The 16,688-nt window shown below is 62.2% G+C and carries 14 protein-coding genes; 8 read left to right on the top strand and 6 right to left on the bottom strand.

All coding sequences use genetic code 11. The features are described 5' to 3' along the window. The first annotated feature begins 31 nt into the window (after positions 1-31). Positions 32-676, top strand: a complete 645-nt coding sequence (locus tag ACTJKM_RS30785; protein WP_057247754.1) for a DUF47 family protein — start codon at positions 32-34, stop codon at positions 674-676. Beyond that, positions 676-1,680 (top strand): inorganic phosphate transporter, encoded by a 1,005-nt coding sequence (locus ACTJKM_RS30790; RefSeq protein ID WP_057247755.1) that lies wholly within the window; start codon positions 676-678, stop codon positions 1,678-1,680. Before ACTJKM_RS30785 ends, ACTJKM_RS30790 begins: the two co-directional genes overlap by 1 nt. A gap of 45 nt (positions 1,681-1,725) precedes the next feature. On the opposite strand, the gene ACTJKM_RS30795 is transcribed toward ACTJKM_RS30790, so the two are convergent. Together ACTJKM_RS30795 and ACTJKM_RS30800 are read right to left on the bottom strand one after the other, a co-directional pair. Further along, positions 1,726-3,186, bottom strand: coding sequence for a serine hydrolase (locus tag ACTJKM_RS30795; RefSeq protein ID WP_058328322.1), 1,461 nt, complete (start codon positions 3,184-3,186; stop codon positions 1,726-1,728). A 76-nt stretch (positions 3,187-3,262) separates the two neighbouring features. Next, a complete protein-coding gene (locus ACTJKM_RS30800) occupies positions 3,263-4,162 on the bottom strand; it encodes a LysR family transcriptional regulator (RefSeq protein WP_058328321.1) in 900 nt (299 codons plus the stop codon). A gap of 143 nt (positions 4,163-4,305) precedes the next feature. Between ACTJKM_RS30800 and ACTJKM_RS30805 the strand changes: the two genes are divergently transcribed. The 3 genes from ACTJKM_RS30805 to ACTJKM_RS30815 all read left to right on the top strand — a co-directional run bounded on the left by ACTJKM_RS30805 (position 4,306) and on the right by ACTJKM_RS30815 (position 6,773). After that, a complete protein-coding gene (locus tag ACTJKM_RS30805) occupies positions 4,306-5,055 on the top strand; it encodes an SDR family oxidoreductase (protein ID WP_058328320.1) in 750 nt (249 codons plus the stop codon). Positions 5,056-5,244: 189 nt separating this feature from the next. After that, a complete protein-coding gene (locus ACTJKM_RS30810; protein ID WP_058328339.1) occupies positions 5,245-5,880 on the top strand; it encodes a DUF1326 domain-containing protein in 636 nt (211 codons plus the stop codon). Between the two features lie 5 nt (positions 5,881-5,885). After that, positions 5,886-6,773 carry a DUF2182 domain-containing protein gene (locus ACTJKM_RS30815; RefSeq protein ID WP_058328319.1) on the top strand — a complete coding sequence of 296 codons (888 nt, stop codon included), beginning with the start codon at positions 5,886-5,888 and terminating at the stop codon, positions 6,771-6,773. A 61-nt stretch (positions 6,774-6,834) separates the two neighbouring features. Here ACTJKM_RS30815 and dnaJ read toward each other — a convergent pair whose 3' ends face one another. The 4 genes from dnaJ to ACTJKM_RS30835 all read right to left on the bottom strand — a co-directional run bounded on the left by dnaJ (position 6,835) and on the right by ACTJKM_RS30835 (position 13,273). Continuing rightward, entirely contained in the window at positions 6,835-7,965 is a 1,131-nt protein-coding gene (gene dnaJ / locus ACTJKM_RS30820) for a molecular chaperone DnaJ (RefSeq protein ID WP_058328318.1), read from the bottom strand. Between the two features lie 250 nt (positions 7,966-8,215). Continuing rightward, a complete protein-coding gene (gene dnaK, locus ACTJKM_RS30825) occupies positions 8,216-10,138 on the bottom strand; it encodes a molecular chaperone DnaK (RefSeq protein WP_057247762.1) in 1,923 nt (640 codons plus the stop codon). A 260-nt stretch (positions 10,139-10,398) separates the two neighbouring features. Next, positions 10,399-12,657 (bottom strand): transglycosylase domain-containing protein, encoded by a 2,259-nt coding sequence (locus ACTJKM_RS30830; protein ID WP_058328317.1) that lies wholly within the window; start codon positions 12,655-12,657, stop codon positions 10,399-10,401. A 265-nt stretch (positions 12,658-12,922) separates the two neighbouring features. After that, the gene (locus ACTJKM_RS30835; RefSeq protein WP_057247764.1) at positions 12,923-13,273 is read right to left on the bottom strand and encodes a hypothetical protein; all 351 of its coding nucleotides are present in this window, start codon (positions 13,271-13,273) and stop codon (positions 12,923-12,925) included. 488 nt (positions 13,274-13,761) lie between these two features. Between ACTJKM_RS30835 and ACTJKM_RS30840 the strand changes: the two genes are divergently transcribed. From ACTJKM_RS30840 to ACTJKM_RS30850, 3 genes are all read left to right on the top strand, one after another. Beyond that, complete coding sequence (locus tag ACTJKM_RS30840) at positions 13,762-14,667, top strand: DMT family transporter (RefSeq protein ID WP_113512242.1); 906 nt, start codon at positions 13,762-13,764, stop codon at positions 14,665-14,667. A gap of 205 nt (positions 14,668-14,872) precedes the next feature. Then, on the top strand, positions 14,873-15,361 hold the full coding sequence (locus ACTJKM_RS30845; RefSeq protein WP_058328316.1) for a hypothetical protein: 489 nt from the start codon (positions 14,873-14,875) through the stop codon (positions 15,359-15,361). A gap of 374 nt (positions 15,362-15,735) precedes the next feature. Beyond that, on the top strand, positions 15,736-16,671 hold the full coding sequence (locus ACTJKM_RS30850) for an IS110 family transposase (RefSeq protein ID WP_058326157.1): 936 nt from the start codon (positions 15,736-15,738) through the stop codon (positions 16,669-16,671). The last annotated feature ends 17 nt before the right edge of the window (positions 16,672-16,688 follow it).

Consider the following 16,688-nt stretch of genomic DNA (forward strand, 5'->3'; position numbering starts at 1 on the left):
TCATGACAATCCACGGATGGATATATTTGTAATGCTGGCTTGGTTCCGCAAACTGCTTCCCCGCGAAGATCGCTTCTTCGACCTTTTCGCAAAACACGCGCTCACCGTTGTCGGTGCCGCCGAAGCGCTCGACAGGCTGCTTGCCGGTGGCGACGACATGGAGAAACAGTGCGACCGGATCGTCGCGCTTGAGGATGAAGCGGATCATATTACTGGCGAAGTGCTCCTGGCGGTGCGCCGGTCCTTCATCACGCCCTTCGACCGCGGCGACATCAAGGACCTGATCCAGTCGATGGACGATGCCATCGACATGATGCACAAGACGGTCAAGACGATCCGGCTCTACGAGCAGAAGACATTCGATCCGGGCATGCGCGAGATGGCGACGATCATCGTCCAGGCCGCGCATCTGATCGGCGAGGCCATTCCGTTGCTCGACCGTATCGGCGCCAATCACAATCGCCTTATCGCCATCGCCGAGGAAGTTACCCGCATCGAGGGGCGTGCCGACGAATTGCACGACCTCGGCCTCAAGGATCTCTTCCGCCGTCACGGCGCCAGCAACCCGATGGCCTATATCATCGGCAGTGAGATCTATGGCGAGCTCGAAAAGGTGATCGATCGCTTCGAGGACGTCGCCAATGAAATCAGCGGCATCGTGATCGAGAACGTCTGATGGATGCGACGCTCGCCTTTCCGTTGCTCGTCGGGCTGATCGGCATCGCGCTGTTCTTCGACTTCCTGAACGGTTTGCACGACGCTGCCAACTCGATCGCGACAATCGTCTCGACGCGGGTGCTGAGACCGCAATACGCGGTCATCTGGGCAGCCTTTTTCAACTTCATCGCCTTCCTGTTCTTTGGCCTGCATGTGGCCGAGACGCTCGGCAAGGGCATCATCGATCCCGGCATCGTCACGCCGCTGGTGATCTTTTCGGCCCTCATGGGGGCGATCGTCTGGAACATCGTCACCTGGCTCTTCGGCATTCCGTCGAGTTCGTCGCATGCGCTGATCGGCGGCCTCGTCGGTGCCGGCCTTGCCAGCACCGGCTTTAGTTCCATCGTCTGGACCGGTCTTCTCAAGACCGTCGGCGCCATCTTCATGTCGCCGGCGATAGGCTTCTTCCTGGCCTTGCTCCTGGTGTTGATCGTCTCCTGGATTTTCGTGCGGCAGACGCCCTTTGCCGTCGACCGCACCTTCCGCGTGATGCAGTTCGTTTCCGCGTCGCTCTATTCGCTCGGCCACGGCGGCAATGACGCGCAGAAGACCATGGGCATCATTGCCGTTCTGCTCTTCTCGCAGGGCTATCTCGGTTCGGAGTTCTACGTGCCCTTCTGGGTGGTCATAACCTGCCAGGCGGCAATCGCGCTCGGCACGCTGTTCGGCGGCTGGCGCATCGTGCACACCATGGGCTCGAAGATTACCAGGCTCAATCCTATGCAGGGCTTCTGCGCCGAAACCGGCGGGGCGATCACGCTCTTTGCCGCCACCTGGCTCGGCATTCCCGTCTCGACGACGCACACCATCACCGGTGCGATCATCGGCGTCGGTGCGGCGCGGCGCGTCTCGGCGGTCCGCTGGGGGCTTGCCGGCAATATCGTGATTGCCTGGTTCATCACCATGCCGGCCGCGGCGGCGATTTCGGCGCTCGCCTATTTCCTGATCGATCTGATCTTCTGATCGAAGCGAACAGCGTCTCCCGCTTCAATCGGTGGGAGACGTGCATCATTTCTCGATCCGAGGCGCGGGGCTGTCCCGCCCGCCCTGATGCAAGGTCAGGCTCCCGGCGCGGGTGCCGGTTACGGTGAAGCTGATCTGCGCATCGATAAGCTTCGCAAAGAAACGGTGTTCGGCCTCCGGAAAGATTTCGATCCGATCCTGTCCCGTTGCCTGGGCAAACAGCCGATCTCCATCGCGAAAGATCGTCAGCTCGAAGCTGGGGGCCAGCCGATAGGTGCCGACATAGGCGTCATAGCTCGTCGGATCGACGGTTATCGCAGTGCGCCTGACATTTGCCGGCGCAAGCGGAGCGTTGCGGTTGAGCAGGTGTTGGCCGATATCGTCCACGCCGACCTCGGTCGACGCATTGGAGAGGGCGACGACGCCGATACCGGTCGACGGTCGGTAGCCGACGAAGGACCGATAGCCGCCGGTCCCGCCATTGTGCCAGATAATCTGCTCGTCGCCCTTGCCCGAGATCACCCAGCCGAGTGCCTGCTGGTCGTCTCCCCCGTTGCCGAGCGGCTGCCGGGTCGCAAGTAGCATGGTGAAGGCTGGCGCCAGCGGCGATGACGTTTTCCCAATGGCCGCCTCCAGGAATATCAGAAGATCGTTCGTCGTGGAGCGCAGCGCGCCGGCTCCTTGCAGCGCGTTGAGATCCCAGTCTCTCACCGGCTCCAGCGCCGCATTGTGGCCCGTCGCCCGCCTTTCGGCCCAGCCGGGCTGCGACGAGATCGCCGTGTCCTTCATGTCGAGAGGCGCTGTGATGCGGCTGATGACGAGCTCTTCGTAGGAAAGGCCGGCCTTCAAGGCGAGCGCGTGGCCGAGAAGCCCGGCGCCGAGATTGGAGTACTCGTGCTCGACGCCAGGGCGCCGCAGCGGCTTGTGATGGGACAGGAAGGCATAAAGCTTTGCAGTGCCGTAGTCCGCATACGGATTGCTTGTGTCTGTCGGGTCCAGATTGGTGGGTAGCCGCGGCAGACCGGACATGTGCGTCGCCAGGTCCTTCAGCGTGATCGGCTTCTCCTTGTCGTCCGGCATCGCCACACCTGGCGGAAACAACGCGGAGACGGGCGTGTCGAGGCGCAGCGTGCCTTTTTCAATCGCGTCCGCGAGCAACAGCGCGGTGAATACTTTGGTGACCGAGCCGATCTCGAACAAGGTCCGTCCATCGACCGGGCGCGGGTCACCTTTGGCCGGATAGCCGTGCGCTACGATGCGTCGTCCATTGGCATCGATGATTCCGACGACAATGCCGATCGACTGCTGCTGCTTGTCGATTCGATCGGTCAGAATATTCAGGATTTCGGCATCGGTCGGGGCCGTGGAAAGGTTGTCCGTATGGGCGGCGGTGCCAAGTGTCATGGCGACGATCCAGTTCAGAAAGAAGGTCCGCATGATGAGAAGATAGGAAACCAATCTTTGGTTGCGATGGGTGCGAAGCGCATGCCAGCTGATTTCGATCAAGCTTCTGTCGAGACTCGATCGGCAATCGGCGAGATACCGTCGCCGACAGCGATTACGCCGGGGTTGCGGAAACGCTTCACGGATCCCAATAGGGCGGATCGCCAAACGCTTCCTTCAAATGTTGGGCGATGGCTCGGAGCTTGGCGGAGACGCGTCGTCCTTCCGGATGCGCCATGTAGATGAATTCGGGCTCCGGACGCAGCCCGACATCGATCTCACGCAATTGCCCTTCGCGCACCGCGGGGCCGGCGATGAAGGCGGGCAACAGCGCGATGCCGAGCCCGGCGACGGCGGCGTCGTGCATCATGTCGCCATTGTTCATGCCGAGGGCCAGGCGCGCCCTGACGATCGTTGCACCGGAAGGTCCCTCGAACCGCCAATCGGCCGCACCGCGATTGGTGTAGAAGACGCCGCGATGGCCTTCGAGCTCGGTAAGCGACGCCGGTGTGCCGTGTCGTTCAAGATAATCGGGCGAGGCGACGAGCAAGCGCCGGCTTCTGGCAAGTTTCCAAACCATCAGGCGGGAATCGGCGATCACGCCGTGGCGGACAATCGCGTCGTAGCCTTCCGAGGCCGCATCGACCCGCCGGTCGTCGAGATCGAGCGTCAGTTCGATTTCCGGATGGCGCGCCAGGAACGGATAGAGCGCCGGGCCGAGATGCCGGCGGCCAAAGCTGACGGGCGCGGCGATCCGAAGCGGCCCCGTCAGCTGTCCGCGCCGCTCGGCAAGGTCGCTCGCGGCCGCCTGCACCTCGCTGACGATCCTGACGGCGCGCTCGCGGAAGGCGATGCCGTCCTCGGTGAGCGTCAGCTTGCGCGTCGTGCGATGGAGGAGCGTGGCGTTGAGCCCGCGCTCCAGTTCCGCCACGCGTTCGCTGACGACGGATTTCGACAGGCGCAGGCGCCGCGCCGCTTCACTGATCGAGCCAGCTTCGGCGACCGCGACAAAGGCGGTTATTCCCTCGATCTTCACCATCGTTCGACTTTTCCGAATTCGAGTTCCACAATTGGAAGACTAATCCGAACGATCGTTTTCCGCCATAACTGTCTGCATTCGAGGACGACGGTTCCAGCCTACCGAGCCGATCTCCTCTTCAACCCAACAAGAGGACTTTCATCATGTCTCGTTTGCAGAACAAGACGGCACTCATCACCGGCGGCACCAGCGGCATCGGTCTCGAAACCGCACGCCAGTTCATCGCCGAAGGCGCAAGGGTCGCCGTCACCGGCACCAATCCGAAGAACATTGCCGAAGCACGCGCCGTCCTTGGCGAGACAGCTCTGATCATCGAGGCCGATGCCGGCAATGTCGCCGGCCAGGCCGCCGTCGCTGAAAAGATCCGCGCCGCCTTGGGCACGCTCGATATCCTGTTCATCAATGCCGGCATCGCCAAGCTGCAGCCGATCGAGCAGTGGGACGAGGCAAGCTTCGACCGCTCGCTCGCCATCAACCTCAAGGGACCGTATTTCCTGATCCAGGCCTTGCTGCCGGTCTTTTCCAAACCGGCATCGATCGTGCTCAACACCTCGATCAACGCCCATATCGGCATGCCGACCTCAAGCGTCTATGCCTTGACCAAGGCGGGGCTGCTATCGCTCGCCAAAACGCTCTCCGGCGAACTCATCGGCCGCGGCATCCGGGTCAACGCCGTCAGCCCCGGCCCGATCCGCACGCCGCTGCATGACGGCCATGCCCCGACGGTGGAGGAAAACAAGCAGGTTGTTGATGCGATCACTGCGCAGATCCCGCTTGGCCGCTTCGGCAACGCAAGCGAAATCGCCAAGGCGGTCGTCTTCCTCGCCTCCGACGAGGCTGCTTTCACTGTCGGCGCCGAACTGATCATCGATGGCGGCATGGCGACGCTCTGATCACGGCTTAACTCTAACGAACAGACAGAAGCGCCGCGTGTTCAATCGGATGCGCGGCGCTTCCCGTCGTCTTCGGCCGGCCGTTGGCATCGCTGGTTGGGAGGAGTATATTTCTGCAATCTAATGGAATGCATCCAGTCGCAAGAAATCGACATAGACGGAACACCGATCAGATCCCAGGAGGAGACGATGACGAGTGTGAGATGGATGATGAAGGGGCGCGAATTCATACATTGCAACTGCGCCTATGGCTGTCCTTGCCAGTTCAATGCATTGCCGACACAAGGCCATTGCAGCGCCGTCGGCGCCTTCGAGATCGAGGAAGGCTATCACGGCGATACGCGGCTCGATGGGCTTCGTGGCGGCCTGATCGCCGCCTGGCCGGGCGCCATCCACGAGGGGAGGGGGCAGGTAGTGCCGATCGTCGATAGCCGCGCCTCCGCCGAACAGCGCGGTGCGTTGCTGCGCATCATGAGCGGCGAGGATACGGAACCGGGTGCCACCTTCTTCCAGGTCTTTGCGACGACCTTCGAAACCATGCACGATCCTGTCTTTGCCGAAATCGATTTCGAGGTCGATGTCGGCGCGCGCACGGCGCGGCTGAATGTGCCGGGCTGGCTCGTCGCTCGCGGCGAACCGATCCTCAATCCGGTGACCGGCGCCGCCCATCAGGCGCGCATCAATCTCCCCCAGGGCTTCGAATACGACGTCTGCGAAGTCGGGCGCGGATGGGCCGATACGAAGGGGCCGCTGACCTTGGCACTGGCGGACTCGCACGCCCATTTCGCGCGCATGCACCTGACCGAAAGCGGCGTGATCCACTGACGTCGATGAAGGATACGGCGCTCGAAACCCTGCTCAGACGTGATCGCGCCATCGTCGTGGCGGCGCTGATTACGCTGACGGCGATCAGCTGGATTTACGTCCTGTGGCTGGCTTCGGCCATGGACATGGCTGCGCCCCCGGCAGCCTCCGGCACCATGGATATGGGCTCGGGCATGGACATGGAGATGCCCATGGACATGCCGATGAACATGCCTATGGAGGCGCAAGGGGGATCGATGACATCGATGGCGACTGCGGCCGCCGGTCCCTGGACCGCGGCAACCTTCGCCTATGCCTTTGTCATGTGGGCTGTCATGATGGTTGGCATGATGGTGCCGTCGGCAACGCCGATGATCCTGCTCTATGCTCGGGTCGGAAGACAGGCGGCACAGCAGGGCAAGCCCTTCGCCGCAACCGGCTTCTTCGCCGGCGGCTATCTGCTGGCCTGGACCTTGTTCGCGCTGATTGCCGTTCTCGGGCAATGGCTCCTGGATCATGCCTTGCTGCTCACCCCAATGCTTTCGAGCGCCAACCAAGCCTTGAGCGGTGCGGTCCTCGTCGCCGTCGGCCTGTTTCAGTGGACGTCGCTCAAGGATCGTTGCCTCAGGCAATGCCAGTCGCCGCTGCTATTCATCCAGAACCACGGCGGATTTCGCCGCGAGGCGGGTGCCGCGTTCGGCCTCGGCTTGCGACACGGCCTTTATTGCGTCGGCTGCTGCTGGGCGCTGATGGCGCTTCTGTTCGTCGGTGGGGTGATGAACGTGTTGTGGATCGCGGCGATCGCCATCTTCGTGCTCGCCGAAAAGGTGGTGCCCGGCGGCCGGCTCCTGTCCCGTGTCGCTGGGGTGGTGCTCGTCATGGCCGGGCTGTGGCAGCTTGCGGCCATGACGTGAAGCTTACAGCACCGCGCGCCCCATCCGGCGCGCAAGATCGCTGTGGGATACGCGGGGCGCCTTAGTCGCTCAGCGTATCGAAGAAATCCTTCATCCGGGCGAAGAAGCCCGTCGATTCCGGATTGTTGTCCTTCGAGGAGATCTGTTCGAATTCCTGCAGCAGTTCGCGCTGGCGCTTGGTCAGCTTCTGCGGCGTTTCGATCTGGATCTGGATGTAGAGGTCGCCGGACTGGGCCGAGCGCAGCACCGGCATGCCCTTGCCCTTGAGACGGAACTGCTTGCCCGCCTGGGTGCCCTCGGGAACCGTGACGCGCGACTTGGTGCCGTCGAGCGTGGTCACATCGAACTTGCCGCCAAGGGCCGCTGTCGTCATCGAGATCGGCACGCTGCAATAAAGATCGGCGCCGTCGCGCTGGTAGAACTCATGCGGCCTGACCGAGAGGAAAATGTAGAGGTCGCCTGCCGGTCCGCCGCGAAGCCCCGCTTCGCCTTCGCCCGAAAGCCGGATACGCGTTCCGTCCTCGATGCCGGCCGGAATGTTGACCGAGAGCGTGCGCTCTTCGGTGACCCGGCCCTGGCCATGGCACTTGCCGCAGGGATCGGTGATCGTCTGGCCGCGCCCGCCGCAGGTCGGGCAGGTGCGTTCGATCGAGAAGAAGCCCTGGGCGGCGCGCACACGGCCGGAGCCATGACAGGTGCCGCAGGTCTTCGGGCTCGTGCCGGGCTTGGCGCCGGAGCCGCTGCAGACGTCGCAGGTGATCGAGGTTGGAACACGGATCTGCGCGGTCTTGCCTGAGAAGGCTTCCTCGAGCGAGATCTCCATGTTGTAGCGAAGATCGGCGCCGCGTTCGCGGCCGCCCGATGAGCGCCGCTGGCGCCCGCCGCCCATCATCTCGCCGAAGATGTCTTCGAAAATGTCGGAGAAGCCGCCGGCAGCGCCGCCGCCGAAGCCGTTGCCCATGCCGCCCTGCTCGAAGGCCGCATGACCGTAGCGATCGTAAGCGGCGCGCTTCTGCGGGTCCTTGAGGGTCTCATAGGCCTCGTTGATTTCCTTGAAGGTCTTCTCCGCTGCCGCGTCGCCGGGGTTCTTGTCCGGGTGATACTTCATTGCGAGCTTGCGGAAGGCGCCCTTTAGCTCCTTCTCGTCGGCGTTCTTGGCAACGCCAAGCGTTTCGTAGAGATCACGTTTCATTCGTCGAAGATTATCCTGTTGGCATGCCAGCGCGAGGGCTCGGCGGCTGCCCGTTTACCTTGCCACCGATTTAGTAAACCTTGAAGCGCGATACCATAGCCCGAGCGGTGGTAGATGCGGTTTTTTGTCGGAAAAGTAACGTTTGCAGCGGCTCGCGGCACTTGTCGCCACTTTTGCCCGTCGCGCCGGGCTGTGCAGATAACAAAAAGCCCGGGCGAACCCGGGCTTTTCGTCTGATCGAAGGGACGGATTAGGCCGAACGCTTGCGGTCGTCCTCGTCGTTGACTTCTTCGTAGTCGGCATCGACGACATCGCCGTCGCGCGCCGCGTCTGCTGCGGCATCCGCATGGGCGGCTTCCGTCTGCTGCGCTTCATAGATCGCCTGGCCGAGCTTCATGGAAACTTCCATCAGCGTGTTGGTCTTGGCCTTGATGTCTTCGGCGTCCGGCTCGGAGGCTTCGACGGCAGTCTTCAGTGCGGCAATCGCGTCGGAGATCGCCTTGCGGTCGGCTTCCGAAACCTTGTCGCCGTAATCCTTCAGCGACTTCTCGCTGGAGTGGATCAGGCTTTCGGCCTGGTTCTTGGCTTCGACGCCTTCGCGGCGCTTCTTGTCGGCCTCGGCATTGGCTTCGGCATCCTTGACCATCTTTTCGATGTCGGCGTCGGAAAGACCGCCAGAAGCCTGAATGCGGATCTGGTGCTCCTTGCCGGTGCCCTTGTCCTTGGCCGAAACCTGCACGATGCCGTTGGCGTCGATGTCGAAGGTGACTTCGATCTGCGGCATGCCGCGCGGTGCCGGCGGAATGCCGACGAGGTCGAACTGGCCGAGCAGCTTGTTGTCGGCGGCCATTTCACGCTCACCCTGGGAGACGCGGATCGTCACGGCCGACTGGTTGTCGTCGGCGGTCGAGAAGGTCTGCGACTTCTTGGTCGGGATCGTCGTGTTGCGTTCGATCAGGCGGGTGAAGACGCCACCGAGCGTTTCGATGCCGAGCGACAGCGGGGTGACGTCGAGCAGAAGAACGTCCTTGACGTCGCCCTGCAGAACGCCGGCCTGGATGGCGGCGCCCATGGCGACCACTTCATCCGGGTTCACGCCCTTGTGCGGCTCCTTGCCGAACAACTGCTTCACGGTTTCCTGAACCTTCGGCATGCGGCTCATGCCGCCGACGAGAACGACTTCGTCGATCTCGGCAGCCGAGACGCCGGCATCCTTGAGGGCTGCCTTGCACGGCGCAACGGTGCGCTGGATCAGGTCGTCGACCAGGCTTTCGAACTTGGCGCGCGACAGCTTCATCGTCAGGTGCTTCGGACCGGAAGCGTCAGCCGTGATGAACGGCAGGTTGATTTCGGTCTGCTGCGACGAGGACAGCTCGATCTTGGCCTTTTCGGCAGCTTCCTTCAGGCGCTGAAGGGCGAGCTTGTCGTTCTTCAGGTCGATGCCCTGTTCCTTCTTGAACTCGCCGGCGAGGTATTCGACGAGACGCATGTCGAAGTCTTCACCGCCGAGGAAGGTGTCGCCGTTGGTCGACTTCACTTCGAAGACGCCGTCGCCGATTTCCAGAACCGAGATATCGAAGGTACCACCGCCCAAGTCGTAGACGGCGATCGTCTTGCCGTCCTTCTTGTCGAGGCCGTAGGCAAGGGCTGCCGCGGTCGGCTCGTTGATGATGCGCAGAACTTCAAGGCCCGCGATCTTGCCGGCATCCTTGGTTGCCTGGCGCTGGGCGTCGTTGAAGTAGGCCGGAACGGTGATGACGGCCTTTTCGACCTTTTCACCGAGGTAGGATTCGGCCGTTTCCTTCATCTTCTGAAGGATCATGGCGGAGATCTGCGACGGGGAATAATCCTTGCCGTGCGCTTCGACCCAGGCGTCGCCATTGTCGGCCTTGATGATCTTGTAAGGAACCATGTCCTTGTCTTTTTGCGTGGTCGGGTCCTGGAAGGTCCGGCCGATCAGGCGCTTGATCGCAAAAAGCGTGTTTTCCGGATTGGTGACGGCCTGGCGCTTGGCCGGCTGGCCGACGAGACGTTCGCCGTCGTCGCTGAATGCCACCATCGAGGGGGTCGTGCGCGCACCCTCGGCGTTTTCGATCACCTTCGCGTCTTTTCCGTCCATGACGGCGACGCAGGAGTTGGTCGTTCCCAGGTCAATACCAATAACTTTAGCCATGTCGTTCTCTCCTTGCAGCGGACTGTCGGAACCCGGTCAGGCATTCGTAAGACAGCCCCTAACGGGATGGTCTCAGGATTTCTTCGCAGTCGAGACTGCGCCGATGCGGCGTATATAAGGACCGGCGTTTCGGACTGCAAGGCATTCTGCGGGGCGTTTGGGGGCAAATGCAAGTCCGGGATTTGCCTAGCTAGAAATGGGCTATGCGCGGCTGGTGAGAATGGCACCAGTCGCACGCTTGCAGCGCCAGTCGCGCCGGCTCAACCGCCGGTCAAAATGTCGAAGAGGGTCGTGCGGCGCGTGGCACCCGTCGTCTGGCCGACATCGGCCGGTGGTACGAGACCGCCATTGCCCTGATCGGCGCTCTGGCCATCCCATTCGCCCCCCTGGTCTACCGGGCGCTGCCCCACTGCGACCGCGCCATTGACGCCCACGGGTGCTTCCGGGAAGGCTTCCGGATCGCCGGAGAGCAAGTCGCCGGCCGGTGCGCCTACGCCTTCGTCGAAGACCGGCTGCACGCCCGTCGTGCCGAAGAGCGGCGAGGGCGAGAGGCCCTCGTGGGCCGCCATCATGAAATCGTGCCAGGCCTTGGCCGGCAGGCCGCCGCCCGTGACCTTCTTCATCGACTTGCCATCGTCGTTGCCGAACCAGACGCCGGTTGTCAGGTTCGAGGTGTAGCCGACGAACAGCGCGTCGCGGAAGGATTGCGTCGTACCGGTCTTGCCGGCCGCCTCCCAGCCCTTGAGCTGCGCTTTCTTGCCCGTACCTTTGGTCAGCACACGCACCATCATCTGGTTCATTTCGCTGACGATCGCCGGGTCGAGCACACGCGGCGGGTTGTCGTAGGTGTTTTCGTAAAGCACCGTGCCGTCGGCCTTGGAGATGCGGCGGATGACATGCGGCGTCGCCTTGAAGCCGCCATTCATGAACGGGGCATAGGCCGACGTCAGTTCGACGAGGCTGACTTCGGATGTGCCGAGCGCGATCGAGGCATTGGCCTGCATCTCGGAATCGATGCCGAGGCGATGGGCGACCTTGACGACGTTCTGCGGCCCGACCTCCATCACCAATTGCGCGGCGATAGTGTTCAGCGAATTGGCGAGCGCATCGGCGATCGTAACCTCGCCGCGATATTTCTGGTCGTAATTCTCGGGCGTCCAGTTGCCGATCCGGACCGGGCCGTCGTTGCGGATCGACATCGGCGTGCGGCCGATCTCGAGTGCCGCGGCATAGACGAAGGGCTTGAAGGCAGAGCCCGGCTGACGCTTGGCCTTGGAGGCGCGGTCGAACTGGCTCTCTGCGTAGTCCTTGCCGCCGACGAGCGCCCGGATGGCGCCGGTGCCATCGATCGAGACGAGTGCTGCCTGCGAAGCGTCGAGCTTCTTGCCGTCGGCGTCCAGCGTGGCAGCGATCACCTCCTCGGCCTTCTTCTCGAGATTGAGGTCGATCGTCGTGTCGATGATGAGATCTTCCTTGATCTCGCCGATCATGCCGGGAAGCTGGTCCATCACCATGTCGGCGACGTAGTGCTCGGCGCCTGACCAGTAGCTCTTCGCCTTGGTCGGGGTCTGCGACATCGCCGTCTTGATCTCGCTATCGGTGACGTAACCTTCCTCGCGCATGGCGCCGAGAACGACCTGGGCGCGTTCTTCCGCAGCCTTCGGGTCGCGGGCCGGCGACAGGCGGGAAGGAGCCTTGAGCAGGCCTGCAAGCAGTGCGGCCTCGCCGAGGTTCACGTCGCGCGCCGATTTGTTGAAATAGCGCCGCGATGCCGCCTCCACGCCATAGGCGTTGGAGCCGAAGAACACCCGGTTGAGATACATCGCCAGGATCTGGTCCTTGGAATATTTCTGCTCGAGCCAGAAGGCGAGCAGCACCTCCTGCACCTTGCGTTCGAGCGTGCGCTCGGGCGAAAGGAACAGGTTCTTGGCAAGCTGCTGCGTCAAGGTCGAGCCACCCTGCACCATGCGGCCGGTGGTGAGGTTCGTCAGCATGGCGCGGGCGAGACCCAGCGGATCGATGCCGAAATGCGAATAGAAGCGGCGGTCCTCGATCGCGATGACCGCCTGCGGGATATAGGGCGACATGTTTTCCAGCGACAGCGCTTCGCCGCCGGTGGTGCCGCGATTGGCGATGGCGTCGCCGCTGACCGCAAGGATCTTGACGTTCGGCGGTCGCTCGGGGATCGACCAGCTCTCGGCGCTCGGCATGCGCGCGCCGTAGTAGAGCACCAGGCCGCCGACGCCCATGGCGCCCCAGATGCCGAGCACGATGCACCAGTAGAACAGCGTGCGGACAAGGCCAACAAAGCCGCCGCCGCCAGAGTTGCGCCGTGCGCTGCCGCGCTTGCCGGCTGCCTTCTTCTTGCTGCTGCCCTTCTTGCCGCTGCCCGAGCCGCGGGGTGCCTTGCGGCTGGCGGTCACACGATCGCTGGCCTCGACGCGAAAATCGTCATCATCGTCCTGGTTTCCGCCGAACGATGGCTCGATCCGCTCTCCTGACCTGCCGTTTGTTGCCATGCCGTTTGGATTTGTCCCTCTGCCGTCTGCGGGGCCGATTGGCTCAATCACGACGGTGACTTCGATCTCGACGGCGGTACCGGCGCTCTGCGCCCATCCGCCACGGCGACCGGGTGAACTTTAAATGCGGCAATTTAAGGGGGAGTTAAGAAGCGCATCGTGAAATACGCATGGTCTTCAACAACTTGCGTTTAAGCGACGCGCTGCGCGTGGCAGTGGGTGAGACGTCCACTCCGTTGTGCTAACGAGCCCAATATGGTCGCAACTACTGGATGGAGCTGCGCAGTGGCGTATCTTCGACCGCCACGTTCGATGCGGCAGCACCGGGCTCGGTAAAGTCGTAGAGCCATTGGCTATAGGGAAGCCGAAACAGAACCCGTTTCCCCAGGTGGTTCATCGCCACTTCCTCGCAGTCCTTCGCCTGGTAGGCCTGTCGGTCGCACATGGCGCGCGGGCTGTCCACCAGCCGGTAGTCGTGCCCTTGATAAACGAGCGCCGTCATCGCTCTTAACTTGAAGGAGCCCGGTGGCAGCACGACGAGGCGCAGGCTGGCGATCCAGGTGGCGAGGATCAGGACAACGATGATTGCGGTGGGGACCTGGAGCAATAATTTCATCTGAAAGCCTGCAATTATGGAGAGTGAATATATTTCTTCTAATATTGCTGGTCGTATATCAGGAAAGCTGAAGTAGAGTAAAAAGCTATCAAAGGTTGTGGTTTCCGGCTGGTTACCGCGCCATGCATGGCTTTCGCGTGCCGGCCCGGCGACGAGTTGTTCCCTGGCTCAGGCTCCGATCAGCGGGTCAAGATGGCTCGACCTGACGCTTCGCCTTCACGATTTTGTGCAATGCAAAAATCACGTCTTGAAATTGCTGCGACGCACGATTATTATATGACTTATCGAAGCGCTGCACCTCCTCCCGCGGCGCCCGATGCGGGTCGGTGGCACTCCTCCTCCCAGTCACCGATCAAGTTCGAGAGCCCCGTGTACCTCCTCCCACACGGGGCTCTTTTCATGTCTCGAATACGGCCGTGTTTCCCTGTATGTGGCACCTGTCGTGCGCAATTGGCGGCGCGGCGGGTTCTCGCAGGTATCGGCGCGCCATGACGTCCACCGTCTCACAGGCTTCCAAGGCAAACGGCTACATCTTCACGCTTCTGGCGATCGTCATCTTTTCGATCCAGGACGGGATCTCCAAGCATCTGGGCGCGATCTATCCGCCGGTCTTCGTCGCTATGATCCGCTATTGGGCCTTTGCACTTTTCGCGATTGCGCTGGCTGCGCGTACCAAGGAAGGCCTGAAGATCACGGCGACAACCAGGAGACCGTGGCTTCAGATCCTGCGCGGCGTGTTGCTGCCGACCCAGATCGTCATGGTGATCACGTCTTTCACCTGGGTCGGGCTTGCCCATTCGCAAGCGATTCTGGCGGCGACGCCTCTCTTCGTTGCCCTCCTGTCCATGCCGCTTCTCGGCGAGCGCGTCGGCTGGCGGCGATGGCTGGCAATCTCCGTCGGTCTCGGCGGCGTGCTTCTGATTCTGAAGCCCGCAGACGGCTTGTTCGACCGGACCTTCCTCTTGCCGCTCGGGGCGGCTCTGCTGTTTGCGCTTTATGTCATCGTCACGCGGCTCGTCAGCCGGCAGGATTCGGCGATGACCAGTTTCTTCTACACCGGCGTCGTGGGCGCTGCCGCGATCAGCCTGGTCGGCCCGTTCTTCTGGGTCACGCTCGCGCCGGCGGACTGGGGCTGGATGCTGTTGCTCTGCATCACCGGATCCTCCAGCCACTACTTCCTCATCCGGGCCTATGAGGTGCTGGATGCGGTGGCCGTTCAGCCGCTCACCTACCTCCAGCTCGTCTTTGCCTCAATCATGGGCGTGACGATTTTCAGCGAGACGCTGACGGTCAACATGATCGTCGGCTCCGTGCTGGTGGTCGCCGCCGGCATCTTCACCGTGTGGCGCGAGCGCGTCGTCGCCCGCCGCCGTGCCGGCTTGCCACCGGCCTGAGCTCGACCGGAGACGACTTGCTGCATGTTTCCTTTAATCGTGCCCGATTAAAGGACAAAAACATGCAGTAATTCAAAGTGCTACAGCGACCTTTGCGCGTCTGATAAGACGCGCGGCGTTGTAGGGAAACATGCGGGTAGCGAATCCTGCTATGGCTTCGCCTTATTGTTGTGCTCGGCTGTCGCACGACAAAAGGAGGACTGCCATGAAGCTTCGATCCATCGTCTTCGCTCTCGGCGCGTTTGCAGCGTTGAACGGCGAGGCTCTGGCACAGGAAGGCGTCGCCTATGTCGACGACCGCTCCGACGGGGCAGCTCTCGTCCGTTCGCTCTACAGTGCCATCAACCGCAAGGAATATGCCCGCGCCTACGGCTATTTCGGCGAATCGAAGCCCGCCGGCGGCTTCAAGTCCTTCACCCGCGGCTATGATCGCACCATGTCGGTCGAGGTGAAGATCGGCAAGGTGAAAACGGAGGCGGGCGCCGGCAGCATCTATTCGGCGGTTCCGGTTGCGGTGAAGTCTATCGAGGAGCGCGCGCGGGTCCGGTTCTTCGCTGGCTGCTACGTCACGCGCATCATCAACCCGTCGCTGCAGGTGCCGCCCTTCACGCCCTACCAGGTCGAAGCGGCGCGGCTCAAGGAAGTGAAGGGGCCGCTCGAGCAGCCGCTGCCGACGGTCTGTAACGCGCCCTGAAGTGGTCGAGGGAGCGTGTAGTTCCCCCGCGCCGCAATTCCAGCCAAAGTGAAGCAGGCGATCCCCTTAGATCAATTCATTGTTTCATCGAAACACTGAAGTGTCATAAGTCTTTGAAATTACGCAATTCCGGACGGAAAACCGTTTCACACTTTGGCTGGAATTGCTTGTCTTATGACATTGGCTGCCGAACAGGTCAGAACGGAACCGCTGCGGGAGGGTCGCCGCCCTCCCGCAGCGGCGAGGGTCGGATCGTTGGAATTGCGGACCTTTTGATGGGTCGAGCTAGAGTCGGATCGCCCTCGTCTTTCCCTTGAGGCCTGAACGGATACCCGGAGTTCGGCTCCGGATGACAAGCACAGGACAAGCGAAAGATGATGAACGATAGCATCGGGGTCGACATCTCGAAAGACCATCTCGACGTCCACAGGCTGAGCGACGGTGTGAGCCGGCGCTTCGCCAACGACAGCCGTGGCCATAGGACATTGATCGGCTGGTTGGAGCGGCCTGAGCTGCGTATCGTCTACGAGCCGACAGGCCCCTATCATCGGGCCCTTGAGCACAGGCTGGCAGAGGCGGGCTTCGCGCTGGTCAAGGTCAATCCGCGTCAGGCGCGGCGATTTGCCGAGGCCACCGGCAGGCTCGCCAAGACCGACCGGCTGGATGCTGCGATGCTCGCCCGCATGGGGGTGTTGCTCGAACTCGAGGCGCGGCCGGCGCGAGGCCCGACCCTCAACGATCTCAAGGACCTGCACATGGCCCGCGAGGCATTGGTGAAGAACCGAACGGCGGCCAGGAACAGGGCGAAAAACCTGACCTTGCCGATCCTCAAGCGCCACAACGCCGAACAGCTCAGGCAGATCGAGCGCCAGATCGCGGCCCTCGAAAACGAGATCATGGCGCTCATCAAGGTCGATCCCGACCTCGCACGACGCTTCGACATTCTCGTCTCGATCCCGGGCGTGTCAGCAATCACCGCCTTCGCGCTTCTCATCGACATGCCCGAACTCGGTACACTCGACCAGGCCCAGGTCGCTTCCCTCGCCGGCCTCGCTCCGGTCGCTCGCCAGTCCGGACAGTGGATCGGCCGCGCCTTCATCCGCGGCGGCCGGGCCAATGTCCGACGAGCACTCTACATGCCCGCGCTCGTCGCCATCCGCTTCAATCCCGACCTCAAGGCCAAGTACGACCGGCTCAAGGCCGCCGGAAAAGCCTCAAAACTCGCCATTACCGCCGTCATGCGAAAGCTCATCATCATCGCAAACGCATTGCTCAGGGATGGCCGCATATGGGAACCAACCCGTACTTGACCAACACGGATACTCTA

Source organism: Ensifer sp. 22460 (assembly GCF_052044935.1).
In the GTDB taxonomy this organism is placed as follows: Bacteria; Pseudomonadota; Alphaproteobacteria; order Rhizobiales; family Rhizobiaceae; genus Ensifer.